Source organism: Streptomyces sp. NPDC056628 (assembly GCF_042792555.1).
GTDB lineage: Bacteria > Actinomycetota > Actinomycetes > Streptomycetales > Streptomycetaceae > Streptomyces.
Map to the genome: position 1 here is coordinate 69,825 of NZ_JBHTWG010000029.1, position 22,032 is coordinate 91,856.

20 protein-coding genes and 1 pseudogene are annotated in these 22,032 nt (G+C 72.2%); 11 read left to right on the forward strand and 10 right to left on the reverse strand.

Features of this window, described 5'->3' with window-relative positions; genetic code table 11:
• Window positions 1-675 carry a DUF4097 family beta strand repeat-containing protein gene (locus tag ACFRAC_RS27915; RefSeq protein WP_382932448.1) on the reverse strand — a complete coding sequence of 225 codons (675 nt, stop codon included), beginning with the start codon at window positions 673-675 and terminating at the stop codon, window positions 1-3.
• Window positions 676-904: 229 nt separating this feature from the next.
• Here ACFRAC_RS27915 and ACFRAC_RS27920 point away from each other — a divergent pair, with 229 nt between their 5' ends.
• Window positions 905-1,645, forward strand: a complete 741-nt coding sequence (locus tag ACFRAC_RS27920) for a helix-turn-helix domain-containing protein (RefSeq protein ID WP_382932451.1) — start codon at window positions 905-907, stop codon at window positions 1,643-1,645.
• Between the two features lie 72 nt (window positions 1,646-1,717).
• Window positions 1,718-1,996 (forward strand): annotated as a pseudogene (locus ACFRAC_RS27925) (MFS transporter); the annotation flags it as partial.
• Between the two features lie 5 nt (window positions 1,997-2,001).
• On the opposite strand, the gene ACFRAC_RS27930 reads toward ACFRAC_RS27925, so the two are convergent.
• Window positions 2,002-3,165 carry a hypothetical protein gene (locus tag ACFRAC_RS27930; protein WP_382932456.1) on the reverse strand — a complete coding sequence of 388 codons (1,164 nt, stop codon included), beginning with the start codon at window positions 3,163-3,165 and terminating at the stop codon, window positions 2,002-2,004.
• A complete protein-coding gene (locus ACFRAC_RS27935; protein WP_382932460.1) occupies window positions 3,162-4,115 on the reverse strand; it encodes a 5-dehydro-4-deoxyglucarate dehydratase in 954 nt (317 codons plus the stop codon). The genes ACFRAC_RS27930 and ACFRAC_RS27935 overlap by 4 nt, the downstream gene beginning before the upstream one ends.
• A 258-nt stretch (window positions 4,116-4,373) precedes the next feature.
• Between ACFRAC_RS27935 and ACFRAC_RS27940 the strand changes: the two genes are divergently transcribed.
• The 8 genes from ACFRAC_RS27940 (at window position 4,374) to ACFRAC_RS27975 (ending at window position 12,184) form a co-directional block, all read left to right on the forward strand.
• Window positions 4,374-5,183, forward strand: a complete 810-nt coding sequence (locus ACFRAC_RS27940; protein ID WP_382932472.1) for an NAD-dependent epimerase/dehydratase family protein — start codon at window positions 4,374-4,376, stop codon at window positions 5,181-5,183.
• A gap of 300 nt (window positions 5,184-5,483) precedes the next feature.
• Window positions 5,484-6,254, forward strand: a complete 771-nt coding sequence (locus ACFRAC_RS27945) for a DeoR/GlpR family DNA-binding transcription regulator (RefSeq protein WP_382932477.1) — start codon at window positions 5,484-5,486, stop codon at window positions 6,252-6,254.
• Window positions 6,255-6,339: 85 nt separating this feature from the next.
• Window positions 6,340-7,710: an ABC transporter substrate-binding protein gene (locus ACFRAC_RS27950; protein ID WP_382932488.1), complete on the forward strand. Its 1,371-nt coding sequence runs from the start codon at window positions 6,340-6,342 to the stop codon at window positions 7,708-7,710.
• Window positions 7,707-8,645, forward strand: coding sequence for a carbohydrate ABC transporter permease (locus ACFRAC_RS27955; RefSeq protein WP_382932499.1), 939 nt, complete (start codon window positions 7,707-7,709; stop codon window positions 8,643-8,645). Before ACFRAC_RS27950 ends, ACFRAC_RS27955 begins: the two co-directional genes overlap by 4 nt.
• Entirely contained in the window at window positions 8,642-9,490 is an 849-nt protein-coding gene (locus ACFRAC_RS27960; protein WP_361343267.1) for a carbohydrate ABC transporter permease, read from the forward strand. The genes ACFRAC_RS27955 and ACFRAC_RS27960 overlap by 4 nt, the downstream gene beginning before the upstream one ends.
• Window positions 9,487-10,476: a zinc-dependent alcohol dehydrogenase family protein gene (locus ACFRAC_RS27965; protein WP_382932507.1), complete on the forward strand. Its 990-nt coding sequence runs from the start codon at window positions 9,487-9,489 to the stop codon at window positions 10,474-10,476. Before ACFRAC_RS27960 ends, ACFRAC_RS27965 begins: the two co-directional genes overlap by 4 nt.
• A 99-nt stretch (window positions 10,477-10,575) precedes the next feature.
• A complete protein-coding gene (locus tag ACFRAC_RS27970) occupies window positions 10,576-10,797 on the forward strand; it encodes a hypothetical protein (RefSeq protein WP_382932509.1) in 222 nt (73 codons plus the stop codon).
• A gap of 178 nt (window positions 10,798-10,975) precedes the next feature.
• On the forward strand, window positions 10,976-12,184 hold the full coding sequence (locus tag ACFRAC_RS27975) for a TerD family protein (protein WP_382932605.1): 1,209 nt from the start codon (window positions 10,976-10,978) through the stop codon (window positions 12,182-12,184).
• Window positions 12,185-12,264: 80 nt separating this feature from the next.
• On the opposite strand, the gene ACFRAC_RS27980 is transcribed toward ACFRAC_RS27975, so the two are convergent.
• The 4 genes from ACFRAC_RS27980 to ACFRAC_RS27995 all read right to left on the reverse strand — a co-directional run bounded on the left by ACFRAC_RS27980 (window position 12,265) and on the right by ACFRAC_RS27995 (window position 17,664).
• Window positions 12,265-13,287 carry a 1-aminocyclopropane-1-carboxylate deaminase gene (locus ACFRAC_RS27980; protein WP_382932517.1) on the reverse strand — a complete coding sequence of 341 codons (1,023 nt, stop codon included), beginning with the start codon at window positions 13,285-13,287 and terminating at the stop codon, window positions 12,265-12,267.
• A 39-nt stretch (window positions 13,288-13,326) separates the two neighbouring features.
• Window positions 13,327-13,998: a GntR family transcriptional regulator gene (locus tag ACFRAC_RS27985; RefSeq protein ID WP_382932530.1), complete on the reverse strand. Its 672-nt coding sequence runs from the start codon at window positions 13,996-13,998 to the stop codon at window positions 13,327-13,329.
• 100 nt (window positions 13,999-14,098) lie between these two features.
• Window positions 14,099-15,682 carry a TROVE domain-containing protein gene (locus ACFRAC_RS27990; protein ID WP_382932534.1) on the reverse strand — a complete coding sequence of 528 codons (1,584 nt, stop codon included), beginning with the start codon at window positions 15,680-15,682 and terminating at the stop codon, window positions 14,099-14,101.
• A 548-nt stretch (window positions 15,683-16,230) separates the two neighbouring features.
• Window positions 16,231-17,664 (reverse strand): hypothetical protein, encoded by a 1,434-nt coding sequence (locus ACFRAC_RS27995; RefSeq protein ID WP_382932539.1) that lies wholly within the window; start codon window positions 17,662-17,664, stop codon window positions 16,231-16,233.
• A gap of 282 nt (window positions 17,665-17,946) precedes the next feature.
• Between ACFRAC_RS27995 and ACFRAC_RS28000 the strand changes: the two genes are divergently transcribed.
• Window positions 17,947-19,782, forward strand: a complete 1,836-nt coding sequence (locus ACFRAC_RS28000; RefSeq protein WP_382932547.1) for an endonuclease/exonuclease/phosphatase family protein — start codon at window positions 17,947-17,949, stop codon at window positions 19,780-19,782.
• A gap of 13 nt (window positions 19,783-19,795) precedes the next feature.
• On the opposite strand, the gene ACFRAC_RS28005 is transcribed toward ACFRAC_RS28000, so the two are convergent.
• From ACFRAC_RS28005 to ACFRAC_RS28015, 3 genes are all read right to left on the reverse strand, one after another.
• Window positions 19,796-20,539, reverse strand: a complete 744-nt coding sequence (locus ACFRAC_RS28005; protein ID WP_382932551.1) for an SRPBCC domain-containing protein — start codon at window positions 20,537-20,539, stop codon at window positions 19,796-19,798.
• 16 nt (window positions 20,540-20,555) lie between these two features.
• Entirely contained in the window at window positions 20,556-21,188 is a 633-nt protein-coding gene (locus ACFRAC_RS28010; RefSeq protein ID WP_382932555.1) for an ArsR/SmtB family transcription factor, read from the reverse strand.
• 109 nt (window positions 21,189-21,297) lie between these two features.
• Window positions 21,298-22,005, reverse strand: coding sequence for an antibiotic biosynthesis monooxygenase (locus ACFRAC_RS28015; protein WP_382932561.1), 708 nt, complete (start codon window positions 22,003-22,005; stop codon window positions 21,298-21,300).
• Window positions 22,006-22,032: the final 27 nt, after the last annotated feature.

Here is a 22,032-nt window from a genome sequence, read left to right on the forward strand (position 1 = left end):
TCAGAGGCTGCGGGCGGTGATGTCGCCGTAGCCGGTGGTGGCGTGGATCTGGAGGGCGGCGCCGGCGCCCTCGGTGTTCCTCAGGCTGTTGTGGACGCGGCCGTAGGCGGTGCCGGCGTCGAGCGAGGCGGAGACGTCGCGGGCGGCGCCGACGGTGACGGCGCCGTGCCCGGTGCGCAGGGTGACCTGGCCGCCGACGGCCTCGGTGACGTCGATGTCGCCCTTCTGGGTGCTGATCTCGGCGCCGCCGCGCAGCCGGCCGACCGTGATGTCGCCGGCCTGGACGCTGAGACGGGCGCTGTCGGCCTCGTCGACCGTGACGGTGGCCTGGGCGCCCTCGAAGGCGAGGTCGCCGAGACGTCCGACGCCGCGGAGTTCGGCGAGGGCGGCCTTGGCGTCGACGCGGGAGCCGGCGGGGAGCCGGACGGTCACCTCGACGGAGCCGGAGTCGCGCAGGGCACGGGCGCCGGTCAGCGGGGCGGCGGTGACGTTGAGGACGCCGTCGGCGCAGGTGACGTCGATCCGCTCGGCGGCCTGGACGTCACGGCCGCGGGCCGCGTCGGCGGGCCGCACCTCGACGGTGACGTCGTCGCGGTCACCGGCGATGAGCTGGAGACGGCCGGCGGGGACGTCGACGACGAGGGCGATCGGGGCGGGGGCGTCGAACGTGTGCATGGCGTTCTCCTCAGGTTGTGTCTTGCTGTTTCTAACTCTCGAAACGCTACGTTGCATTCACAGACTGAGCAACATGCTTGTTGCGTCAGAGTTCAGTAATCCCAGGTCAGTTACCCGATTTCGTTGCAACGACCCTGACTGCAATGCAACGGAAGAAGTTCCGTTCGTTGCAATGAAATGGACCTGAACGCTACGCTGACGTCCTGCGCGCACGAAGGAGGAGGACGCGATGCCGGGAGGCAGGCTCACCCAGGAGGAACGTCAGCGGATCGCCATGGGGCTGGCGGACGGGCTGGCCTACGCGGAGATCGCGAGGAGCCTCGACCGGCCGACGTCGACGATCACCCGTGAGGTCATGCGCAACGGCGGCCCCACCGAGTACCGCGCGGACCTCGCCCACCGCGCGGCGGAGCGCCGGGCGCACCGGCGCAGGTCGGCCTCGTCGCCGGGCGCGGCGTCCGGGCCGCTGCCGTACGGGCGGGACGCGGACGCCGTCGCCGAGTACGAGGAGCGGTTCACCACCGTGATGATGGGGTCGGGCCTGGCCAAGTCGATGTCGCGGGTGATGGTCTGTCTCCTCACCAGCGACACCGGCAGCATGACGGCGGCCGAACTCGCCGGGCGCCTGCAGATCAGCCCGGCGACCGTCTCGAAGTCGATCAGCTTCCTGGAGAGCCAGTCCCTGGTGCGCCGGGAGCGCGACGAACGCCGGCGCGAGCGGTACGTCATCGACGACGACCTCTGGTACCAGTCGATGATCGCCAGTGCCCGCTCCCTGGAGGAGCAGGTGGAGCTGGCCCGTGAGGGGATGGACGTGCTCGGTCCCGGCACCCCGGCGGCCGTCCGGCTGGAGAACGTCGGCCGCTTCCTGCAGTTCGTGGCCGAGAGCCTCGTCCGCGCCGCCGAGCAGGCCCGCGAGGTCCTCCATACGAAACCTGACGCGGCCGCGGCGGGGGACGACGGGAGCTGACCCGGGGCGCACTCCAAGGCGGTGGCCCGATGCCCCCGCCCCCGCCCCGCCTCAGCCGCACAGGGGGCGGGCATGAAGCGCACCGTTCCCCGGCCACGGCACCCGCCCCGCGTCCTGCGTCACCGCGACGCCCGCCTCCACCTGTCCGCCGTCGTGGTCCGCGGCTTCGGCACGTCGGCGCTGTGGCTGGTGGCCGGCGTAGGAGACCTCACCGACTCCGACAGGCTCGCGACCCTGCGCCTGCTCGCCCTGTGGGCGCCCACCGCCGCCGGCCCCGTCCTCGGCGCCCTGACCGACACGGTCCGCCGCAAGCCGCTGCCGGTCGGCCTGGACCTGCTCCTGGCGGCCCTGCCGCGTCAGAGCGCGGCGAGCCCCTCCCGTACCGTCGACAGGTCGTCGTCCGACGCCAACCCGGCGTGATAGAGCCGCAGTTCGGTGGCGCCCCGGTCCCGCGCGCGGGCCGCGTCCGCGGCGAGCGTGCCGGGGCTGCCGCCCATCCCGGAGACCACCTGGAGGTTGGCGGCGAGGACCGCCCCGGCGCGGCCCTGTTCCGCGAACGGGGTGAGCGGCCGCGGGCCGCCCGCGCAGGGCACGACGACGCCGTCCGCGACGGAGAGGATGTGCGCGGGGTCGACACCGGCGTTGGCGCCGCAGTGGTAGGTGACCGGGTCGGCGTGCAGCAGCACCTGGAAGCCGGTGGGGGCGGCTCGCCGGACCGCCTCGACCGCGGCCTCCTGGAGGGTGCGGGCGGTCGCGTCCCGCCACGCGCGCGTGGCCGCCGCGTACTCCTCGCCGAGCGTCTTCTCGACGCCGGCCCAGCCCTCGTCGGCGGCGGTGCCGCGCCACAGCGGTTCGAGGGCGGCGCGCACGGCGGCGGCCAGCGCGCCCGCGTCGGCGCCCTGTGCCTCGTAACCCTGTGCGCAGTCCGGGCAGAAGCAGAGGGACATCAGGTACTGCCCGGCGTCCCCGAGCGCGACCCCGGCGGTCTTGTCGTGGGCGTGCAGATGCTGGAGCCCGTACCAGCCGAGCGACTCCAGCTCGGTGCCCCGTGCCCCGGGCCGTACGGCGGCCTCGGCGGCGAGGTCGACGAGGTACGCGCGTGTGGCGGGCTGCGCGATGCATAGGGCCCACGGGTAGCGGTCGCCGTAGGCGTTGACGACCGAGGTGGCCGGATGCTCGGCGCCCAGCCGGGAGTTGTGCGCGAGCACCACCCAGGTGTGCACCTCCAGACCGGCGTCCGCGAGCGCGGCGGCCGCCTCGCCGAAGGCGTCGCCGGGCGCCCAGTCGCCCGCCGGGTACGGGCGCAGCTCACGGCCCTCCCAGCGGGCGGCGGCCGGGTAGAGCACGGCCGCGTGGTCCGCCGTCACGACGCGGTGGCGGGGGTGGCGCGGGGTGAGGGCACGGGTGGAGTGGTAGGCCGAGGCGAGGGTCGCCTGCCGCACGCCGAGCCCGGCGATCCGCCCTGCAGCCTCCGGGTCCCCGTTGACGTCCCAGGGGTAGACGAACGCCGACGCCCTCACCGGGCCTCCTCCGCGTCCGGGTCCAGCAGGGTGTGGCCGCGCTCGATCAGCTGCGCGAGCTGTTTGACGTGGTCCTCGGCGGGTTCGTGCAGCGGGGGCCGCACCTCCCCCACGTCCAGGCCCCGCAGCCGTACACCGGCCTTGACGAGGGCGACGGCGTATCCCGGCCCCTGGGCGCGCAGCTCCACGAACGGACGGTAGAAGCCGTCCAGGAGGCGGCCCACGGTGTCCTCGTCGCCGTCGTGCAGGGCCCGGTAGAAGGCGAGGGCGATCTCGGGGGCGAAGCAGAACACGGCGGAGGAGTAGAGGGTGACGCCGAGCGCGCGGTAGGCGAGCTGGGTCTGCTCGGCGGTCGGCAGGCCGTTGAAGTAGAGGAAGTCACCGGGCGCCTCGGAGCGGACGGCGCTGACGGTCCGCTGCATGAGGTCGAGGTCGCCGAGGCCGTCCTTGAGGCCGATGATCCCGTCCGTACGGGCCAGTTCGACGACCGTGTCCGGGGTGAACACGGCGTTGTCGCGCTGGTAGACGACGACGGGGAGCGCGGTCGCGGCGGCGAGCGCGCGATAGTGCCGCAGCAGCCCCTCCTGCCCGGCGACGACGAGATACGGCGGCATGGCGAGCAGCCCGTCGGCGCCCGCGTCCTCGGCGAGCCCCGCGTAGCGCGCGGCGAGGGCGGTGCCGTAGCCGGTTCCGGCGACGACCGGCACCCGGCCCTCGGTGGCCTCGACGGCGGCCCGGACGCACGCCTGGAACTCCTCGGGGGTGAGCGCGTGGAACTCCCCGGTCCCGCAGCAGGCGAAGACGGCGGCGGCCCCGGCGTCGACGCCGCGCCGGACATGCGTGCGGTAGGTGTCGAGGTCGAGCGATCCGTCGGGGCCGTAGGCGGTGACGGGGAAGAACAGCGGCCCGCCGGGAAGGCTCAGGCGTACGGCGAGAGGGGCTGACGTCACGGGCTCTCCCTAGAACAGGCGCTCACGTTTCTGATCCACGTCCATATTCTTGAACGACGTCAGCCTAAGGAGCGCCATCGAGGCCGGTCAAGCGCGCATCGGGGCGGAACGGCGGCGAATCGGCCCACCTCGCGGGAGACTTGACGCCATCGCTGACCGCTCCTTAGCTTGTCCATGCATGTGAATACGGTCCAAGCATGCGGCCTCTCATCCCTGCCCGATCCCGACCGCGCAGAGCCGAGCCCAGGAGCCCCGAGGATGCCCGCACCCCGCACCGTTCTGCTCACCGGCGCCGCCGGCGGCCTCGGCACCCTGATGCGCGGCCTGCTCCCGGCGTACGGCTACGACCTGCGGCTGCTCGACATGCGCCCCATCGAGGACGAGCCCGACGCGATCGTCGCCGACCTCGCCGACCGGGAGGCGCTGCGCGAGGCCGTGCGGGGCGTCGACGCGGTGATCCACCTCGCCGGCATCTCCCTGGAAGCCCCCTTCGAGAAGATCCTCCGGGCGAACATCCAGGGCACCTACCACCTCTACGAGGCCGCCCGCGAGGAGGGCGTCGGACGGATCGTCTTCGCCTCCTCCAACCACGCCGTCGGCTTTACCCCCCGCCCTCAGGGCGACGACCCCCTGATCCCCGTCGACACCCCGCGCCGCCCGGACACCTTCTACGGCCTGTCCAAGTGCTTCGGCGAGGACCTGGCCCAGCTCTACTGGGACAAGCACGGCCTGGAGACGGTGTCCGTGCGCATCGGCTCCTGCTTCCCCGAGCCCACCAGCGTGCGCATGCTGTCGGTGTGGATGAGCCCCGCCGACGGCGCGCGCCTCTTCCACGCGGCCCTGACCGCGCCGGACGTCGGACACACCGTCGTCCACGGCTCCTCCGCCAACACCCGCCTGTGGTGGGACCTCGGCAGCGCCCGCGCCCTCGGCTACGAGCCGCAGGACGACTCCGAGCCGTACGCGCAGAAACTGATCACCGAGCAGGGCGAGCTCGACCCGGAGAACATCGCGCACGCCCACCTGGGCGGCCACTTCGTCAGCGACCCGCCGATCTGGCCGCACTGACCGGAACGCGTGGCCGGAAAACGGCGGGCGGGCACCGAACGGGCCCGCCCGCCGCCGCTTTCGGGCACCGGCCGCGCCCGATCCCACGCCGCCGCGCACAACCTCGCAGGTCCGAGACGGGCACCCCGCACCGTGAACGGGCGCATACGGGCAGCATCGGGCGCGCAACAGAGCTGGTCAGGCCCGCACACCCGCTGTAGAACTTTCCCCCAAGGACGCCTCCGGGCCCGAACGGGCACCGGCCGGACCCCTCCGGTGGCGAACGGGCCAGACCATCAGCGGCGAAGGGCACGTAGCGGCATGAGCACGAGAACGGCCGAGGACCGCCAGCGCGAGATCGTGCTGGCCGCACGGCGCGACGGCTCCGTGGACGTCACCGCGCTCGCCGTCGAGCTGGGCGTGGCCAAGGAGACCGTACGCCGGGACCTGCGGGTCCTGGAGGACCACGGGCTGCTCCGCCGCACCCATGGCGGCGCCTACCCCGTGGAGAGCGCCGGCTTCGAGACGACGCTCGCCTTCCGCGCCACCAGCCACGTGCCCGAGAAGCGCCGGATCGCGGCCGCCGCGGCCGACCAGCTCGGGGACGCCGAGACGGTCTTCGTCGACGAGGGCTTCACCCCGCAGCTCATCGCCGAGGCCCTGCCCACCGACCGGCCGCTCACCGTGGTCACCGCGTCCCTGCCGGTCGCCGGCGCCCTCGCCGGGTCCGAGCACGCCTCCGTGCTCCTGCTCGGCGGGCGGGTCCGGTCCGGCACCCTCGCCACGGTCGACCACTGGACCACCAAGATGCTGGCCGGCTTCGTCATCGACCTGGCGTACATCGGCGCCAACGGCATCTCCCGCGAACACGGCCTCACCACGCCGGACCCGGCGGTCAGCGAGGTCAAGGCACAGGCCATCCGCGCCGCGCGCCGCACCGTGTTCGCGGGCGTGCACACCAAGTTCGGGGCGGTCAGCTTCTGCCGGTTCGCGGACATCGGCGCACTGGAGACGATCGTCACGAGCACCCTGCTCCCGTCCACCGAGGCCCACCGCTACGCGCTCATGGGGCCGCAGGTCATCCGCGTCTGACGCGGCCCCCACTCCCCACGGGGTGCCGCCACACCGTCGGCCGCCCCTTATCTCCCCATAAGTCCCTCACGTCCAGGAGCGATCCATGCGAACCCAGAGCCGACGACGGCCACCGCGAGCCACGCTCGCCGCGGCCGCCGCAGGGACGCTGCTCGCCCCGCTGCTCTCCGGCTGCTGGACCGGAGCGGGCGGGGCCGGCTCCGGGGGCGACGCCATCAACGTCCTGATGGTCAACAACCCCCAGATGACCGAGCTGCAGAAGCTCGCGCCGCGCTTCACCCAGGAGACCGGCATCAAGGTCAACTTCACCGTGCTCCCCGAGAACGACGTCCGCGACAAGATCAGCCAGGACTTCGCCAACCAGGCCGGCCAGTACGACGTGGCCACGCTCTCCAACTACGAGATACCCATCTACGCCCGCAACGGCTGGCTGAAGGAGATGGACTCCTTCGTCGCCCAGGACCCCGGCTACGACGAGCAGGACGTCCTCGCACCGATGCGCGAGTCCCTCACCGGCGACGACGGGAAGCTGTACGGCCAGCCCTTCTACGGCGAGTCGTCCTTCCTGATGTACCGCAAGGACGTCTTCGAGAAGGCGGGCCTGACGATGCCCGCGCACCCCACCTGGCAGCAGGTGGCGGAGTTCGCGGCGAAGACGGACGGCGCCGAACCGGGCATGAAGGGCATCTGCCTGCGCGGGCTGCCGGGCTGGGGCGAGGTCATGGCCCCGCTGACGACGGTCGTGAACACCTTCGGCGGCACCTGGTTCGACAAGGACTGGAACGCGCGGCTGGACTCCCCCGAGTGGAAGAAGGCGACGAAGTTCTATGTCGACCTGGTGCGTGAGCACGGCGAGTCAGGCGCGGCCCAGTCCGGCTTCGCCGAGTGCCTGAACAACATGACCCAGGGCAAGGTCGCCATGTGGTACGACGCCACCTCGGCGGCCGGCTCCCTGGAGGCGGCGAAGTCCCCGGTCAAGGGCAAGGTCGGCTACGCCCCGGCCCCCGTGGAGAAGACCGAGTCCGCCGGCTGGCTCTACACCTGGGCGTGGGGCATCCAGGACGCCTCCCGCAACCCCGACAAGGCGTGGAAGTTCGTCTCCTGGGCTTCGGGCAAGCGGTACGAGCAGCTGGTGGGCGACGAGTTCGGCTGGTCCAACGTCCCGGCGGGCAAGCGTGCCTCCACCTACGCCAACCCGGACTACCGCGCGGAGGCGGCCGCCTTCCAGGAGATGACGAAGGAGTCCATCGAGGGCGCCCGTCCGAAGGACCCCGGTGTGCAGCCGCGGCCCGCGCCCGGCATCCAGTTCGTCGGCATCCCCGAATTCACCGACCTCGGCACCAAGGTCTCCCAGGAGATCAGCGCGGCCATCGCCGGACGCCAGTCCGTCGAGTCGGCCCTGAGGAAGTCCCAGCAGCTCGCCGAGAAGATCTCCGAGGAGTACGAGGGGCGATGACAGCCACCACCACGGCCCCCGTGGCCACGCCATCCGTACGCACCACCCGTCCGCCCTCCGCCCGGCTGCGCAACTGGGCGACCAGGGCCCCGTTGCTGCCCGCGCTGGTCTTCATGATCGTGGTGACCCAGCTGCCGTTCGTGGCGACGCTGGTCATCTCGTTCTTCGACTGGAACTCCCTCTACCCGGACGCCCGGCACTTCGCCGGCCTGGAGAACTACCAGGAGGTCCTCACCGACGCCGACCTGCGCCACTCGGTGTGGACGACCGTGCTCCTCACCGTCGCGGTGGTGCTGGCCAGCCTCGTCCTCGGCCTGGTGCTCGCCCTGCTGCTCGACCGCAGGTTCAAGGGCCGCGGCGTGGTCCGCACCCTGCTGATCGCCCCGTTCCTGGTCGTGCCCGTCGCCGCCGCACTGCTCTGGAAGCATGTGCTCTACAACCCCGAATACGGTCTGTTCAATGGGCTGTTGCACTATGTGGGCGGCCCACAGCCGGACTGGATCTCCAGCACCCCGCTGCTCGCGGTGGAGGCCTCGCTGGTCTGGCAGTGGACGCCGTTCATGATGCTGATCCTGCTGGCCGGCCTGCAGAGCCGCGACCACGAGCAGATCGAGGCGGCCCGCGTCGACGGCGCGAGCGACTGGCAGATCTTCCGCCACCTCACGCTGCCGCATCTGCGCCGCTACCTCGAACTCGGCGCCCTGCTCGGCTCGATCTACATCGTCCAGAACTTCGACGCGGTCTTCACGATCACGTCCGGCGGCCTGGGCACCGCCAACCTCCCCTACACCGTCTACCAGAGCTTCTACCAGGCCCATGAGAACGGCCTCGCCTCGGCCGCCGGCGTCCTGGTGGTCATCGGCTCGATCATCATCGCCACCTTCGCGCTGCGCGTGGTGTCGTCCCTGTTCCGCGAGGAGGTGTCGCGCGCATGAGCGCCGTGGCCGTACGACTTCGCAGCCGCCGCAAGGGAACGGGCCTCGGCCTGGTGGCCTGGCTGCTCGGGATCGCGTTCTTCCTGCCGATCGCCTGGATGGCGCTGACGTCCTTCCACTCCGAGCAGGACGCGGCGACCAATCCGCCGTCCTTCGCGGCGTCCCTGACCCTGGACGGCTACCGGGAGTTCTTCGGCGCGGGCGGCGGCGCCAGCCCCTGGCCGGCGCTGATCAACTCGGCGGTGGCGTCGCTCGTCTCGACGCTGTTCGTCCTGGCGCTCGCCCTTCCGGCGGCCTACGCGCTGTCGATCCGGCGGGTGCGGAAGTGGACGGACGTCCTGTTCTTCTTCCTGTCGACGAAGATGCTGCCGGCCGTGGCGGGCCTGCTGCCGCTGTACCTGTTCGCGAAGAACACCGGCATGCTCGACAACATCTGGCTGCTGGTCATCCTCTACACCTCCATGAACCTGCCGATCGCGGTGTGGATGATGCAGTCCTTCCTCGCCGAGATCCCCGTCGCGGTGATCGAGGCGGCCCGGGTGGACGGGGCGAAGCTGCCGACGATCCTCACCCGGGTGGTGGCCCCCATCGCCCTGCCGGGCATCGCCGCGACCGCCCTGATCTGCTTCATCTTCAGCTGGAACGAACTGCTCTTCGCCCGGGTGCTGACCGGCGTCGTCGCCGAGACCGCGCCCGTCTTCCTGACCGGCTTCATCACCAGCCAGGGCCTGTTCCTGGCCAAGGTGTGCGCCGCGTCGCTCGTCATCTCCCTGCCGGTGCTCGCCGCGGGGTTCGCCGCCCAGGACAAGCTGGTCCAGGGCCTGTCGTTGGGAGCCGTGAAATGAAGGCCGCCGTCATCGAGTCCGTGGGCAAGGCCGTCGTCGCCGAGGTCCCCGACCCGACGCCCGGCCCGCGCGAGGTCGTCGTCGAGGTCGCCGCGTGCGGCCTGTGCGGCACCGACCTGCACATCCTCCAGGGCGAGTTCGCGCCCAAGCTGCCGATCGTGCCCGGGCACGAGTTCGCGGGCGAGGTCGTCGGGGTCGGCTCCCAGGTCACCGAGGTGTCCGTGGGCGACCGGGTCGCCGTCGACCCGTCCCTGTACTGCTACGAGTGCCGTTACTGCCGTACCGGCCACAACAACCTGTGCGAGCGGTGGGCGGCGATCGGCGTCACCACGGCCGGCGGGGCCGCGCAGTTCGCGGTGGCGCCGGTGGCGAACTGCGTGAGGCTGCCCGAGCACGTGCGCACGCAGGACGCGGCCCTCATCGAACCGCTGTCCTGCGCGGTGCGCGGCTACGACGTGCTCCAGTCCCGCCTCGGCGCCCATGTGCTGATCTACGGCTCCGGGACGATGGGCCTGATGATGCTGGAGCTGGCCAAGCGGACCGGCGCGGCGAGCGTCGACATGGTGGACCTCAACCCGACGCGCCTGGAGACCGCCCGCCGCCTCGGCGTCTCGGCGTCCGCGGCCACCCCCGACGAACTGGACCGCCCGCAGGGCTGGGACCTGGTCATCGACGCGACCGGCAACGCGGCGGCGATCCAGGACGGCCTCGGGCGGGTCGCCAAGGCGGGGACGTTCCTGCAGTTCGGGGTCGCCGACTACGCGACCCGGGTGGAGATCGACCCGTACCGGATCTACAACCAGGAGATCACCATCACGGGCTCCATGGCGGTCCTGCACAGCTACGAACGCGCGGCGGAACTCTTCGCCAACGGCGTCCTCGACCCGGACGTCTTCATCAGCGACCGCCTCCCGCTGGACCAGTACCCCCAGGCACTGGACCAGTTCGCGTCGGGCGTGGGCCGGAAGATCGTGGTGGTGCCGTAGGGTCCCGCTCCTCGAACGGACGGGTGGGTGCGGCGGGGGCGGGCTCCCGGGGTGAAACCCTTTGGGCGTCCGGGCCCCCGCGCCCGTACCATCCCCGGCATGGCCAGACCGAGCGGCTTCGCGTACGAGGCCCACTCCGACGGAACCGTCCACATCACCCACCACGCCCGCCGCGCCACCACCCTGCGCGGCGACCGGGCCGCCCGCTTCCTCGGCGAGGTCACCGCCGCCGACCCGCAGCTCGTCATGGCCCGCTGGACCGGCAACTACCGCCGCGGCAACGAACGCACCGCGCGCGCCCACCCCCGCAACCAGGGCTGACCGGCTCAGCCCGGCGGGCGCTCCAGGACGAGGCCCGTCCCAGGCCGAAGCGGGGATCCGGGGGCGGCAACCAGGGGGGACCGGGCCGGGCGAGGGCGGCGGGGCGAGAAGAAGTACCGATTGGCCCTGGGTAAGGGAACGGTAAAACAGCCTCGCTCGTTGACCCGGCATGACAGCTATGACCCCCGGCTCGAACATCCCTCTCCCCACCGCGCGCGTGACGGTGGACGTCGCCGCCCCGGTGCGGCTCGACGTATCGGGCCTGCTGCTCACCGCCGACGGCAAGGTGCGCTCCGACGACGACTTCATCTTCTACAACCAGCCGGCCGGCCCGGGCGTGACCTACCGCTCCGGTGGCGGCACCTCCCCGGACTCGATCACGGTCGACACCTCGGCCGTGCCCCCCGGCATCGAGAAGATCGTCGTCACGGCCAGCCCGGACGCGGCCGGCCAGACCTTCCGGGGCGTCGAGCCCACGGCCACCCTCCGCGGCGCGGACGACCAAGGCGTCCTGGCCACCTTCACTCCCCCGCAGCTCGGCGACGAGACCGCGCTGGTGGTCATGGAGATCTACCTGCGCAACGGGCAGTGGAAGGCGCGCGCGGTCGGCCAGGGCTACGCGAACGGCCTGGCAGGCATCGCCACCGACTTCGGCGTCACCGTGGAGGAACCGGCCCCGGCCGCCCCCGCCGCCCCGCCGCAGCCGGCCGCCACCCAGCCGCCCGTCACCCCGCCGGCCCCGCCCGTGACCGCTCCGGCCGCTCCCCCGGCCCCTCCGACGCCGCCCGCGCCGCCCGCGCCCGGCAGCGGGAAGATCAACCTCGACAAGGGCCGGGTCAGCCTCCAGAAGAACCAGACCGTCTCCCTGATGAAGGGCGGCCAGCCGCTCCTCACGCAGGTCAAGATGGGCCTCGGCTGGGAGCCGGCGTACCGCGGCAAGGACATCGACCTCGACGCCTCCGTCATCGCCTTCGGCCCCCAGCGCAACCACATCGACAGCTGCTACTTCGGCAAGCTCCAGATCCTGAACGGCGCGATCCGCCACTCCGGCGACAACCTCACGGGTGAGGGCGCGGGGGACGACGAGGTCATCACCGTCGATCTCGGCCGCCTCCCCGTGGAGGTCACCGGTCTGGTCTTCACGGTCAACTCGTTCTCCGGCCAGAAGTTCACCGAGGTCGCCAAGGCCTACTGCCGGCTGATCGACGCCCTGACCGGCGAGGAGCTGGTCCGTTTCGACCTCACCGACGCCGCGCCGCAGACCGGCGTGATGATGGCGAAGCTCATCCGCCAGTTCTCCGGCGAGTGGGAGATGACGGCCTTGGGCGAGTTCGTGAAGTCCCGCACCGTCCGCGGCATGGTGAAGCCCGCCGCCCAGGCGCTGTAGCGGGAGATACGGCGGTGGGGCGCTCCCCCGCGTCCGGGGCCGCGCCCCACCGTTGCGAACGGCGTCCGGGACGGATCCGTCTAGAACAGCGCGCTGTACGCGTTGAGCGCCGGCTGCCCGCCGAGGTGGGCGTACAGAACCGTGGAGTCCGGGCCGATCTCCCCGCGCCGGACCAGGTCGATCATGCCCGCCATCGACTTCCCCTCGTAGACCGGGTCGGTGACCATGCCCTCGGTGCGCGCGGCCAGCCGCATGGCGTCCAGGGTGGCGTCGTCCGGTACGCCGTACGTGCCCGCGTGGTAGCGCTCGTCGAGTTCGACGTCCGCCTGGGTCAGTTCCCGTCCGACGCCGATGAGCCGGCCGGTGCGGTCCGCGATCCGGGCGATCTGCTCACGGGTCTCGGCGGGCTTCGCGGAGGCGTCGATACCGATGACCCGGCGTGGACGGCCGCCCGCCTCCTCCAGCGCCGCGAACCCGGCGACCATGCCGGCCTGCGTGGAGCCGGTCACCGAGCAGACGACGACCGTATCGAAGAAGACGCCCGACTCCCGCTCCTGCTCGGCGACCTCGTACGCCCACCCGGCGAAACCCAGCCCGCCCAGTGGATGGTCGGAGGCGCCGGCCGGGATGGCGTACGGCTTGCCGCCGGACTCCTCCACCTCCCGCAGGGCCTGCTCCCAGCTCTCCTTGAAGCCGATGCCGAACCCGGCGCGCACAAGGCGTACGTCGGCACCGGCGAGACGGCTGAGGAGGATGTTGCCGACCTTGTCGTAGACGGCGTCGGGCCAGTCGACCCAGCTCTCCTGCACCAGCACGCACGTGAGTCCGGCCCGGGCGGCCACGGCCGCGACCTGCCGGGTGTGGTTGGACTGCACGCCGCCGATCGAGACCAGCGTGTCGCAGCCCTGGGCGAGCGCGTCGGCGACCAGGTACTCCAGCTTGCGGGTCTTGTTGCCGCCGTAGGCGATACCGGAGTTGCAGTCCTCGCGCTTGGCCCACAGCGAGGCGCCGCCGAGGTGGGCGGTCAGCCGCTCCAGCGGGTGCACGGGGGACGGGCCGAAGAGGAGGGGGTACCGCTCGTAGGAGGAGAGGGACGGGGACATGAGGCGCCTCCAGGGGAAGGGGGTCGGTCGTCCTCGGTGTCAGCCGGAGCCGGAACCGGCGGGTGGCTCCCCGCCGGCCAGGTCCGCGAGGGTGCGCCAGATCTCCGCCGTGACGCGGACCGCGGAGTCCACGTCACCGGCTGCGCACGCCTCGATCAGCCGGTCGTGCAGCCCGGCCGAGCGGCAGGTGCCGCCCTCCCCGAACCGCCGTCGCTCCAGGCGCCGGAGGAGCGGGGTGTAGCGGGCGACGGTCGCCGCGGCCGCGCGGTTGCCGCTCACCCGGACCAGGACGTCGTGCAGGACGTCGTCGGCCCGCAGGGCGAGGTCCACCTCGCCGTCCGCGACGGCGGCGGCGAACCGCTCGTTGGCGGCGCGCATGGCGTCCACGTCCGCGCCGGCCAGCCGGGGCACGGCGACCCGGGTGACCAGTTCGTGCATCGCGCCGACGACGGCGGCCGCGTCGCGGACGTCGGAGGCCACGAGCGGGGTGACCCGGGTGTAGCTCTGCGGTTTGCTCTCCAGCAGTCCCTCGTCCACGAGCCGGGAGAACGCCTCGCGCACCGGCGCCCGGGACAGCCCGAGCCGCTCGGCGAGGTCGGCGTCGCGCACCACCGCGCCGGGCTCGATCTCCCCGGCCACGATGGCGTCCCGGATCGCCTCGTACGCCCGGTCCCGCAGCAGGGTCCGGCCGACGGGTCGTATGGCCTCCATGAACTGAAATGTTAGATGTCAGCTCCCCGTCCGGACAAGGGTTGCGGCCCGCACCCCCTTGCGGGACGTGCGGGCCGTGGCCCTGCCCCTCGCGCCCGGCTCAGGCGGCCCAGGGCCAGTCCGCGTCCCGGGCGCTCTCCAGCAGCGGCACCATCCGGAACGCGGCGTCCGACAGACCGCCGAACGTGTGCCGGTTCCCCGTGCCCGACGGGCCGTGGCCCGCCCGGTGGCCGGCGAGGTTCCAGGTGTAGACCGGCACCTCGGCGGGGATCTGCTCGGTCGGTCCGCCGTGGCGGCTGGGGGCGTACTGCTCGTCGGTGACGATCAGCACCCGGTCGTGCCCGCGGTAGTGGGTGCGGACGGCCGCGGTGGTGTCGGTGCCACCCAGGTCGCCGAAGCGGCCGAGGATCCTCAGCACCGACTCGCCCGTGCGGAAGGGCACCGGCGCGCTGGTGGAGCCGAACTCCACCAGGTCGGCCTTCCGGGCGCGCAGCGCCAGCGCGGTGCCGAAGATCGCCGCCGCGTCGGCCCGGTTCAGCTCGGAGCGGTCCGACAGCCGCGACCAGAACATCGAGCCCGAGCGGTCGACGAGGATCAGCGTCCGGCCCGGCAGGGCGGGCACGTTGGCCAGCGAGTGACCGAGCGCCTGCTCCAGCGGATACGCCCAGCGCAGCGAGGGCGCGTGCCGGTACGCGGCGAGGTAGCGGAACGGGAACTGCCGCGACCGCGCGACCTCCGCCGGGTCGCTGATCCGGGCGGCGACCCGGGCCGCCACCTCGTCACCGACACCGGCCTCGTCGAAGTTGCGCAGGTTGCGCACGAGCGCCATCACGCCCATGGACGGGATCACGGCCTCCCAGGCCGCCTTGTCCATGGGGCCCTGGAGCCAGCCCGCCAGGGCCTCCCAGGTCATCCCGGCCGCCGCCAGCCGCTCGGCGCCGCCCTCGGAGGTGAGGACCGCGCGGCGCTCCTCGACCGGCACCGCCATGAGCGCGCGGTGCGCGGTGAGCACGGCGGCCGACACCGGCGGCACGGCCGTCTCCGGGTGGTGCCGCCGGTCGAGCGCGTACCGGAACAGCTCGCCCTGCCACGGCTTCGCCGGGTCGGGCGCCGCGTGGGTCAGGTTGAGGATGTCGCCGAAGCGGTAGCCCTTGGACGCCGTGTCGTACTTCAGCAGCGACTTCCCGCTGTACAGACGCCGTACGGCGTCGGCGACGCCACGCTTGACGGGCTTGGGCACGCTCCGGCCGTATGTCGCCGTCCAGTAGGCCAGCAGCTCGCCGGGCTCGTCGGGGCGTCGCAGCACCGAGTCGACGACCCGCCGGTTCGCCGGGCCCTCGCTGGCGCCGGCGTCGAGCCGCGCCTTCACGTACTCGGCGGCGCCCACGAGGGCGGCCGTACGGAGGTTGCCCTCGGTGCGCAGCCAGCCGAGCAGGCCGGCCGTCCACTCCGGGTCGCCGACGGCGAGCTCGCGCACGAGCGCGGCGAACCGGTCGTCGCGGTCGGCGCCGCTCTCGTAGAAGGTGCGCTGCGACACGAAGTTGCCGACCGCGAGCAGGAACAGCTCGGAGCGCGCGTCACGCTCGTGTCCGCGGCCGCCCTCGTAGGTGCGCAGGACGCGGCCGGTCGACGTCACCCGCGAGGTGGGCCGCGCCTTGGCGGCCCGGGTGTTGAATCGCGCCATGATGGAATTCCCCCTCTTTCTCTGCTGCCTTCGCAAAGGAAGGCGCGGCAGAAGGAGGGTGCCCGAGGACGAATTCGGCTGCGGTCCTTTTCAACTGGCGCGTCTTCCGTTCCGCCACACCGGCCCTGGGCCGATGACGGGATTCGAACCCGCACGGGGGATGTCCCCCACCAGTTCCCCGAAGTATCCGCCGCCTGCGCACCGGGCACCCACCATGAGCTGCGCCTCCCGAGATCAGTGTGGCCGCGGTCGTGATTTCTTTTGAGAGAAGAAGTAACCGCGGCCGGCGCACCGGGAGATGCGTGAAGTTGTGGTGTCCAGAGATCGAAGTCGGCGGAACCGACAAGGTGCTCTCACCCCTGAGCTACACCGGCGCGTTGTGCCGGCGGCGGGACTCGAACCCGCGACCGCCCCATTATCAGTGGAAGTAGGTCCTGCCTTCGCACCTGGACGTTCATCACTGTAGGGAGTGACCGCGGGAAGCGGCGAGCGATTTATTTCCGGCCCCTTGGTCTCCGCGAAAGAGCTCGCGCGGGAATGACGGCCCGTCAGCCTCCGTGCTGCGAGCGCGCCTTGAACGCCGCTTTACGGGCTTCCTTCGCCACCTTCTTGTCCGGGTGCAGCCGGCCCATCGCCTCCAGCACGTCCGCCGCGGCCGGGTGCCCGACCCGCCACACCTTGTCGAAGAACCCGCTGTGCTGGGCGGCCAGGCCCTCCACCAGCGCCCGCAGTTCCTCCGAGTTGCCCTCGGCCGCCAGTTGCGCGGCGAGGGTGTCGATGGTCAGCCAGAACACCATCTCCTGGGTGGGCGCCGGGACGTCGGTGAAGCCCGCCTCGGTCAGCCACACCCGGGCGAGCCCGCCCAGTTCCGCGTCGTCGAGGACCTCCCGCAGCGCGGGCTCCGCCTCGGCGCCCACCAGCGACAGCGCCTGCTGGCAGCGCAGCCGGCGCAGCGGCGCCCCCTCGTCCAGGCCCTTGGCGGCGGACAGCAACTCCCGGGCCGCGGACAGCGGTTCACGGCGGGCCAGCCAGTGCTCGGTCTCGGCGCGCGCGGCGGTCTGCGGATAGCCGGCGGTGCCGTCGAGGAGCGCCTCGGCGCCCTTGTCGGCGAGGTCCCCGACCGCGGGCGCGTCGAAGCCGGCCTCCAGGAACCGCGCGCGCAGGCCGTACAGCCCGAGCGGCGTGAGCCGGACCATGCCGTAGCGCGAGACGTCGGTGTCGTCGACGCCGGCGGCCGGCTCCTCGGCGCCGTCGGCGTCCGTGAGCAGGGCCTCGTCGACCGGCTGGTACGTGACCAGTCCGGCCGGTTCCAGCAGCCGGAATTGGTCGTCCAGGCGCATCATCGCGTCGGACACCTGCTCCAGCACGTCGTTGGTGGGTTCGCTCATGTCGCTGGGGACGATCACGGACGCGGCGAGGGCGGGCAGCGGCACGTAGCCGCCCCGCGGGCCGCTCTCGCTCACCGTGAGCAGGTACAGGTTGCCGAGGACCCCGTCGAGGAACTCCGTCTCGGCCTCCGGGTCCCAGTCGAGGGAGGACAGGTCGACCTCTCCCCCGGCCTCCATGGCCGCGACCAGGTCGTCCAGGTCGGGCACGCTCGCGTCGGCGAGCGCCGTCTCCAGGGCGGCCAGCCACACCGCGAGGACGTCCTGCGGGGTGCCGCGGGTCAGCAGGTCCAGGTCGGCGCCGGCGGCGACCGCGCCGGCCTCCTCGTCGACGACGTCGACCAGTCCGGTGTCGACGGCCACCCGCCACGCCTCGCTCGTGTGGGCGGCCGCGTCGTCGCCGGTGAGGCCGAGCACCTCGGCGGCGGCGGGCAGTTGCTCGTCGACGAGTCCGCCGCCCGCGTCGACCCGGGTGTCAGGACCGGCCCAGCGGGCCAGCCGGGCGGCGCGGGAGAGCAACGGCGTGGACAGCGCGTCCCGCGCCAGCTCCGCTTCTTGGTGCAGCCGTACCGGCGGCAGGGAGGAGCTGTCTGACATCGGCTGGTTCTCCTAGGGCTTGCGCGGCCGTACCCGTCACGGCTCAGCCGCTCAGCCTAGACGGATTTCCACCCATGCCGCCCGGTTCATCTCACCGCCGGGCGGCGTACATGGCCGAAACCTTGACAAGTGGCATGACCAGCAACGAGATTACGCGCGTAGAAACTTGGCGGACATCTGTTCACTGGATTTCTACGCGCGTCGCCGCACCACCGACCGCGCCTCCCGCGTTGCCAGCACCACCCTCGTCCCGGCGCCCACGCACGTCCCCGGAGGGATCCCTTGCCGAGCAAGAAGTCCGCGCGCCTCGCCGCGCTCACCGTCGCCGCCGTCTGTTCCGTGACGACGGCCACCCAGGTAGTCGTCCTCCCGTCGCCCGCGCACGCGGACACCGCCGCCATCCATGACATCCAGGGCTCCACGCGCATATCGCCGTACGCCGGCAAGCAGGTCACCGAGGTGGCCGGAATCGTCACCGGCGTGCGCGGCTACGGCTCCTCCAAGGGTTTCTGGATGCAGGACCCGAATCCGGACGCCGACCCGGCCACCAGTGAGGGCGTCTTCGTCTTCACCAGCTCCACCCCGAAGGTCGCCGTCGGCGACGCGGTCCTGGTCGCGGGCACGGTCACCGAGTTCGTCCCCGGCGGCGCCTCCTCCGGCAACCAGTCGGTCACCGAGATCACCCGTGCCACGGTGACCGTCGTCTCCAGCGGCAACGCGGTCCCGGCCGCCCGGGTCGTCGACGCGACGTCCGTGCCGGCCGCCTACAGCCCCGCCGGCGACACCGCCGCGAGCGGCTCGGTCAACGGCCTGCCCCTGAGGCCCGCCGAGTACGCCCTGGACTTCTACGAGTCGCTGGAGGGCGAGAACGTCCAGGTCGCCGACACCCGCGTGGTCGGCGCCACCGACCCGTACACCGAGCTGTGGGTGACGGTGAAGCCGAAGGAGAACGCCTCCTCCCGCGGCGCCACCGTCTACGGCTCCTACGACGCCCAGAACAGCGGCCGGCTGCAGATCCAGTCCCTGGGCGCGACCGCCGACTTCCCCGTCGCGAACGTCGGCGACGTCCTCAAGGGCACGACGTCCGGCCCGCTGGACTACAACCAGTACGGCGGCTACACCCTGGTCGCCAACCAGCTCGGCACCCTCGAGAGCGCCGGCACGGCCAGGGAGACCACGCGCCGGCAGGCGCGCACCGAGCTCGCGGTCGCCACGTACAACGTGGAGAACCTCGACCCGTCCGACTCCACGTTCGCCGCGCACGCCTCCGCGATCGTGAACAACCTGCGCTCGCCCGACATCGTGTCGCTGGAGGAGATCCAGGACGACAACGGCGCGACGAACGACGGGACGGTCTCCGCCGGGCAGACGCTGGCGAAGCTGACCGACGCGATCGTCGCCGCGGGCGGCCCCCGCTACGACTGGCGTTCGATCGACCCGGTGAACGGCGCCGACGGCGGCGAGCCGGGCGGCAACATCCGCCAGGCGTTCCTGTTCAACCCGGAGCGGGTCTCCTTCACCGACCGCGCGGGCGGCGACGCGACCACGCCCGTCGGTGTCACGAAGGTGCGCGGCAAGGCGGCCCTGACGGTCTCCCCCGGCCGGATCGACCCGGCGAACGCTGCCTTCGCCAACAGCCGCAAGCCGCTGGTCGGCGAGTTCGTCTTCCGGGGCAAGACCGTCTTCGTGATCGCCAACCACCTCAACTCCAAGGGCGGCGACCAGGGTCTGACCTCGCAGTACCAGCCGCCGGCCCGCAGCTCCGAGGTCCAGCGCCACGCCCAGGCGTCGGCGATCCACGGCTTCGTCGAGGACGTCCTGCACACGCAGGGCAACGCGGACGTGATCGCCCTCGGCGACATCAACGACTTCGAGTTCTCCGGCACCGCGAAGATCCTCGAGGGTGACGGCGAACTGTGGTCGGCGATCAAGTCGCTGCCCAGGAGCGAGCGTTACTCGTACGTCTACCAGGGCAACGCCCAGACGCTGGACCAGATCCTGGTCAGCCCCTCGATCCGGCGCGGCTGCGACTTCGAGTACGACAGCGTGCACATCAACGCCGAGTTCAACGACCAGATCAGCGACCACGACCCGCAGGTGCTGCGGTTCCGTCCGTAACCCTCCGATGGGCTCAGGGCTGGCTGAACACGCCGTTCAGCCAGCCCTTCCACGTCTGCTCGTCCTGGACGGCTTCGGCGCCCGGCGCGAAGTCGTGCACGGACATGCCGAGGACGTGACCCCAGTGGTTGCGGCCGAAGAAGCGCAGGAGCGCGTCGTCCGTGCGCAGCCCGAGGAAGTAGGGGTTGCGGTAGTCGACGACGGCCTCGATCTCCCGCCCGCCGGGACCGGTGACCCGCACAGGGGCGCCCTCGGCCGTGTCGTCGGCCAGGCCCAGCGCACGGGCGACGGTGACGAGGGCGTCCGGCGCCTTGGCCGCCCCGGGCCCGTCGAACGTGGCGAAGGCGGTGACCGGGCGGCCCCGGAAGACCGTGAGGTACTGGCGCAGGGTGTGCAGATAGAAGTCGGTGTGGCGGCTCGCGCCGTCGTACTGGTTGTCCCAGTCGTCGACGAAGATCCCGCTGTGCACGTAGCGCACCCAGGCGCGGCGGCCCTCGTCGCGCGGCTCGACGGTGTAGTCGAGCTGGTTGAGGGTCTGCTCGGAGATGCCTTCGACGTCCTCGACGCGGCTGGTGTAGCGGTGCGGCGGGTCCCAGACGGTCACCTCGGAGCCGAAGGGCCCCTTGCCGCCCTGACGGGGCTCGGGCGCCTCCATCGGCCAGAGCCAGCCGCCGGTGCCGGCGGTCACGGCCTCCCACACCTCCTCGGGCGTGGCGTCGACCTCGAACTCCCGGGCGATCTCGAATTCCTTGGCCATGACGGTCTCCTGGGTCCTACGGGTTCGGTTCCGGGGCGGGCGCGGGCGTCGGCCCGTCCGCCTCTTTGGGCTTGAGCGTGGGATGGACGGCCACCACGATCCGGTGATCGCGGCCGTCCTCGGCGCCGGGCGCGTCGTACTTGCGGATCAGCGCGCTCACCCCGGCGGTCAGCTCCTCGATGAACGCGGCCCGGTCGGCCGCCGAGGCGAAGCGGACCTCGCCGTCCAGCGCGAAGGTGGCCAGCCGCTTGCGGGCCTTGGCGGCCCCGGTGATCAGCGAGCCGACGTCCCGGACCAGCCGGGCGCCGAGCGCCAGCAGCCAGCGGGCGGAGAGCTGGTCGCGGAAGCGGTCCGGGTCGGGCTGCACGGAGGCCAGCGCGAGCGGGGAGATCACGTACGACGCGGCGGTCGCGCGCATCAGCCGCTCGGTGACGTTGCCCTTGCGGCGCTCTCCTGCCAGTTCGACCAGGCCGTGCCGCTCCAGCGTCTTGAGGTGGTAGTTCACCTTCTGCCGGGGCAGGCCGACGTTCCCGGCCAGCATGGCGGCCGAGGCCGGCCCGGCCGCCAGCTCGGCGAGCAGCCTGGCCCGGACGGGGTCCAGGGACACGGCTGCCGCCTGGGGGTCCTCGATCACGGTGACGTCCAGCATGCTTCCACCGTCTCACCGAAAACTTTTCTTGTCCAGGCGAATGAAGTTTTCGGTGGGTCGTGGCTCATTTCGGTGGCCCCCGTTCCGGGTGCCCTCGTACGCTCCCCCGTCAGCCTCGGTCGGGAACGAACCCGATCGCGTGGTCGTACCGGCTGACCGTGGTGCCCTTCAGCCCCGGCCAGGTCTGCACCCGCCTCCATTGGTCCGTCGCCGAGCCGATTCCGTCGCCGGGGGCGGCGAGCGCGTCGAGATGCGCCTGGGCGCTCTCCCATCCGGCGTAGTTGAGAACCCTGGTGCCGTCGGTGGAGAGGTGGAAGTGGGCGGAGATGCCACCGGGATGCGGACGCGGCTCGCTCTCCAGGGCGTCGACCACGGCGTCCACCCAGGCGCGCTGCCGGTCCGGGTCCGGCCTCTCGAACTCGATGTCGACGATCACGACACAGCCGGGCACCCGTGTCTCGTCCGGCCGGGCGAGGCCGCGGTAGCGCCGGAACCGCCCGAGCCCGAGACGCTCGACGCCCGGAACGGCGGTGTCGATCTCGTCCACCCGCTCCTGACGGTGGGCCTTGACGAAACCGTCGTAGTCCCGCGGGCTCCGCCACTGCGAGTAGTGCAGGAGGGTGGAGGCGTCGTGCCCGGTGTAGACGTGGTAGCCGAGCAGCCCTCCGGCGGGCCAGGGCCGCCGCTCCCACGTCCGGGCGATCGCCTCGACGGCCTCCCTCTGCCGCAGGGGCGTCCCCACACGCCAGGTGCTGAAGAGGGCGGCGCCGGCATCGGGGCGGGCGAGATCGGGGTGGGTGTCGGTGCGGTGGGTCATGACGGCCTCCGGGGCGGTGGTGATCGC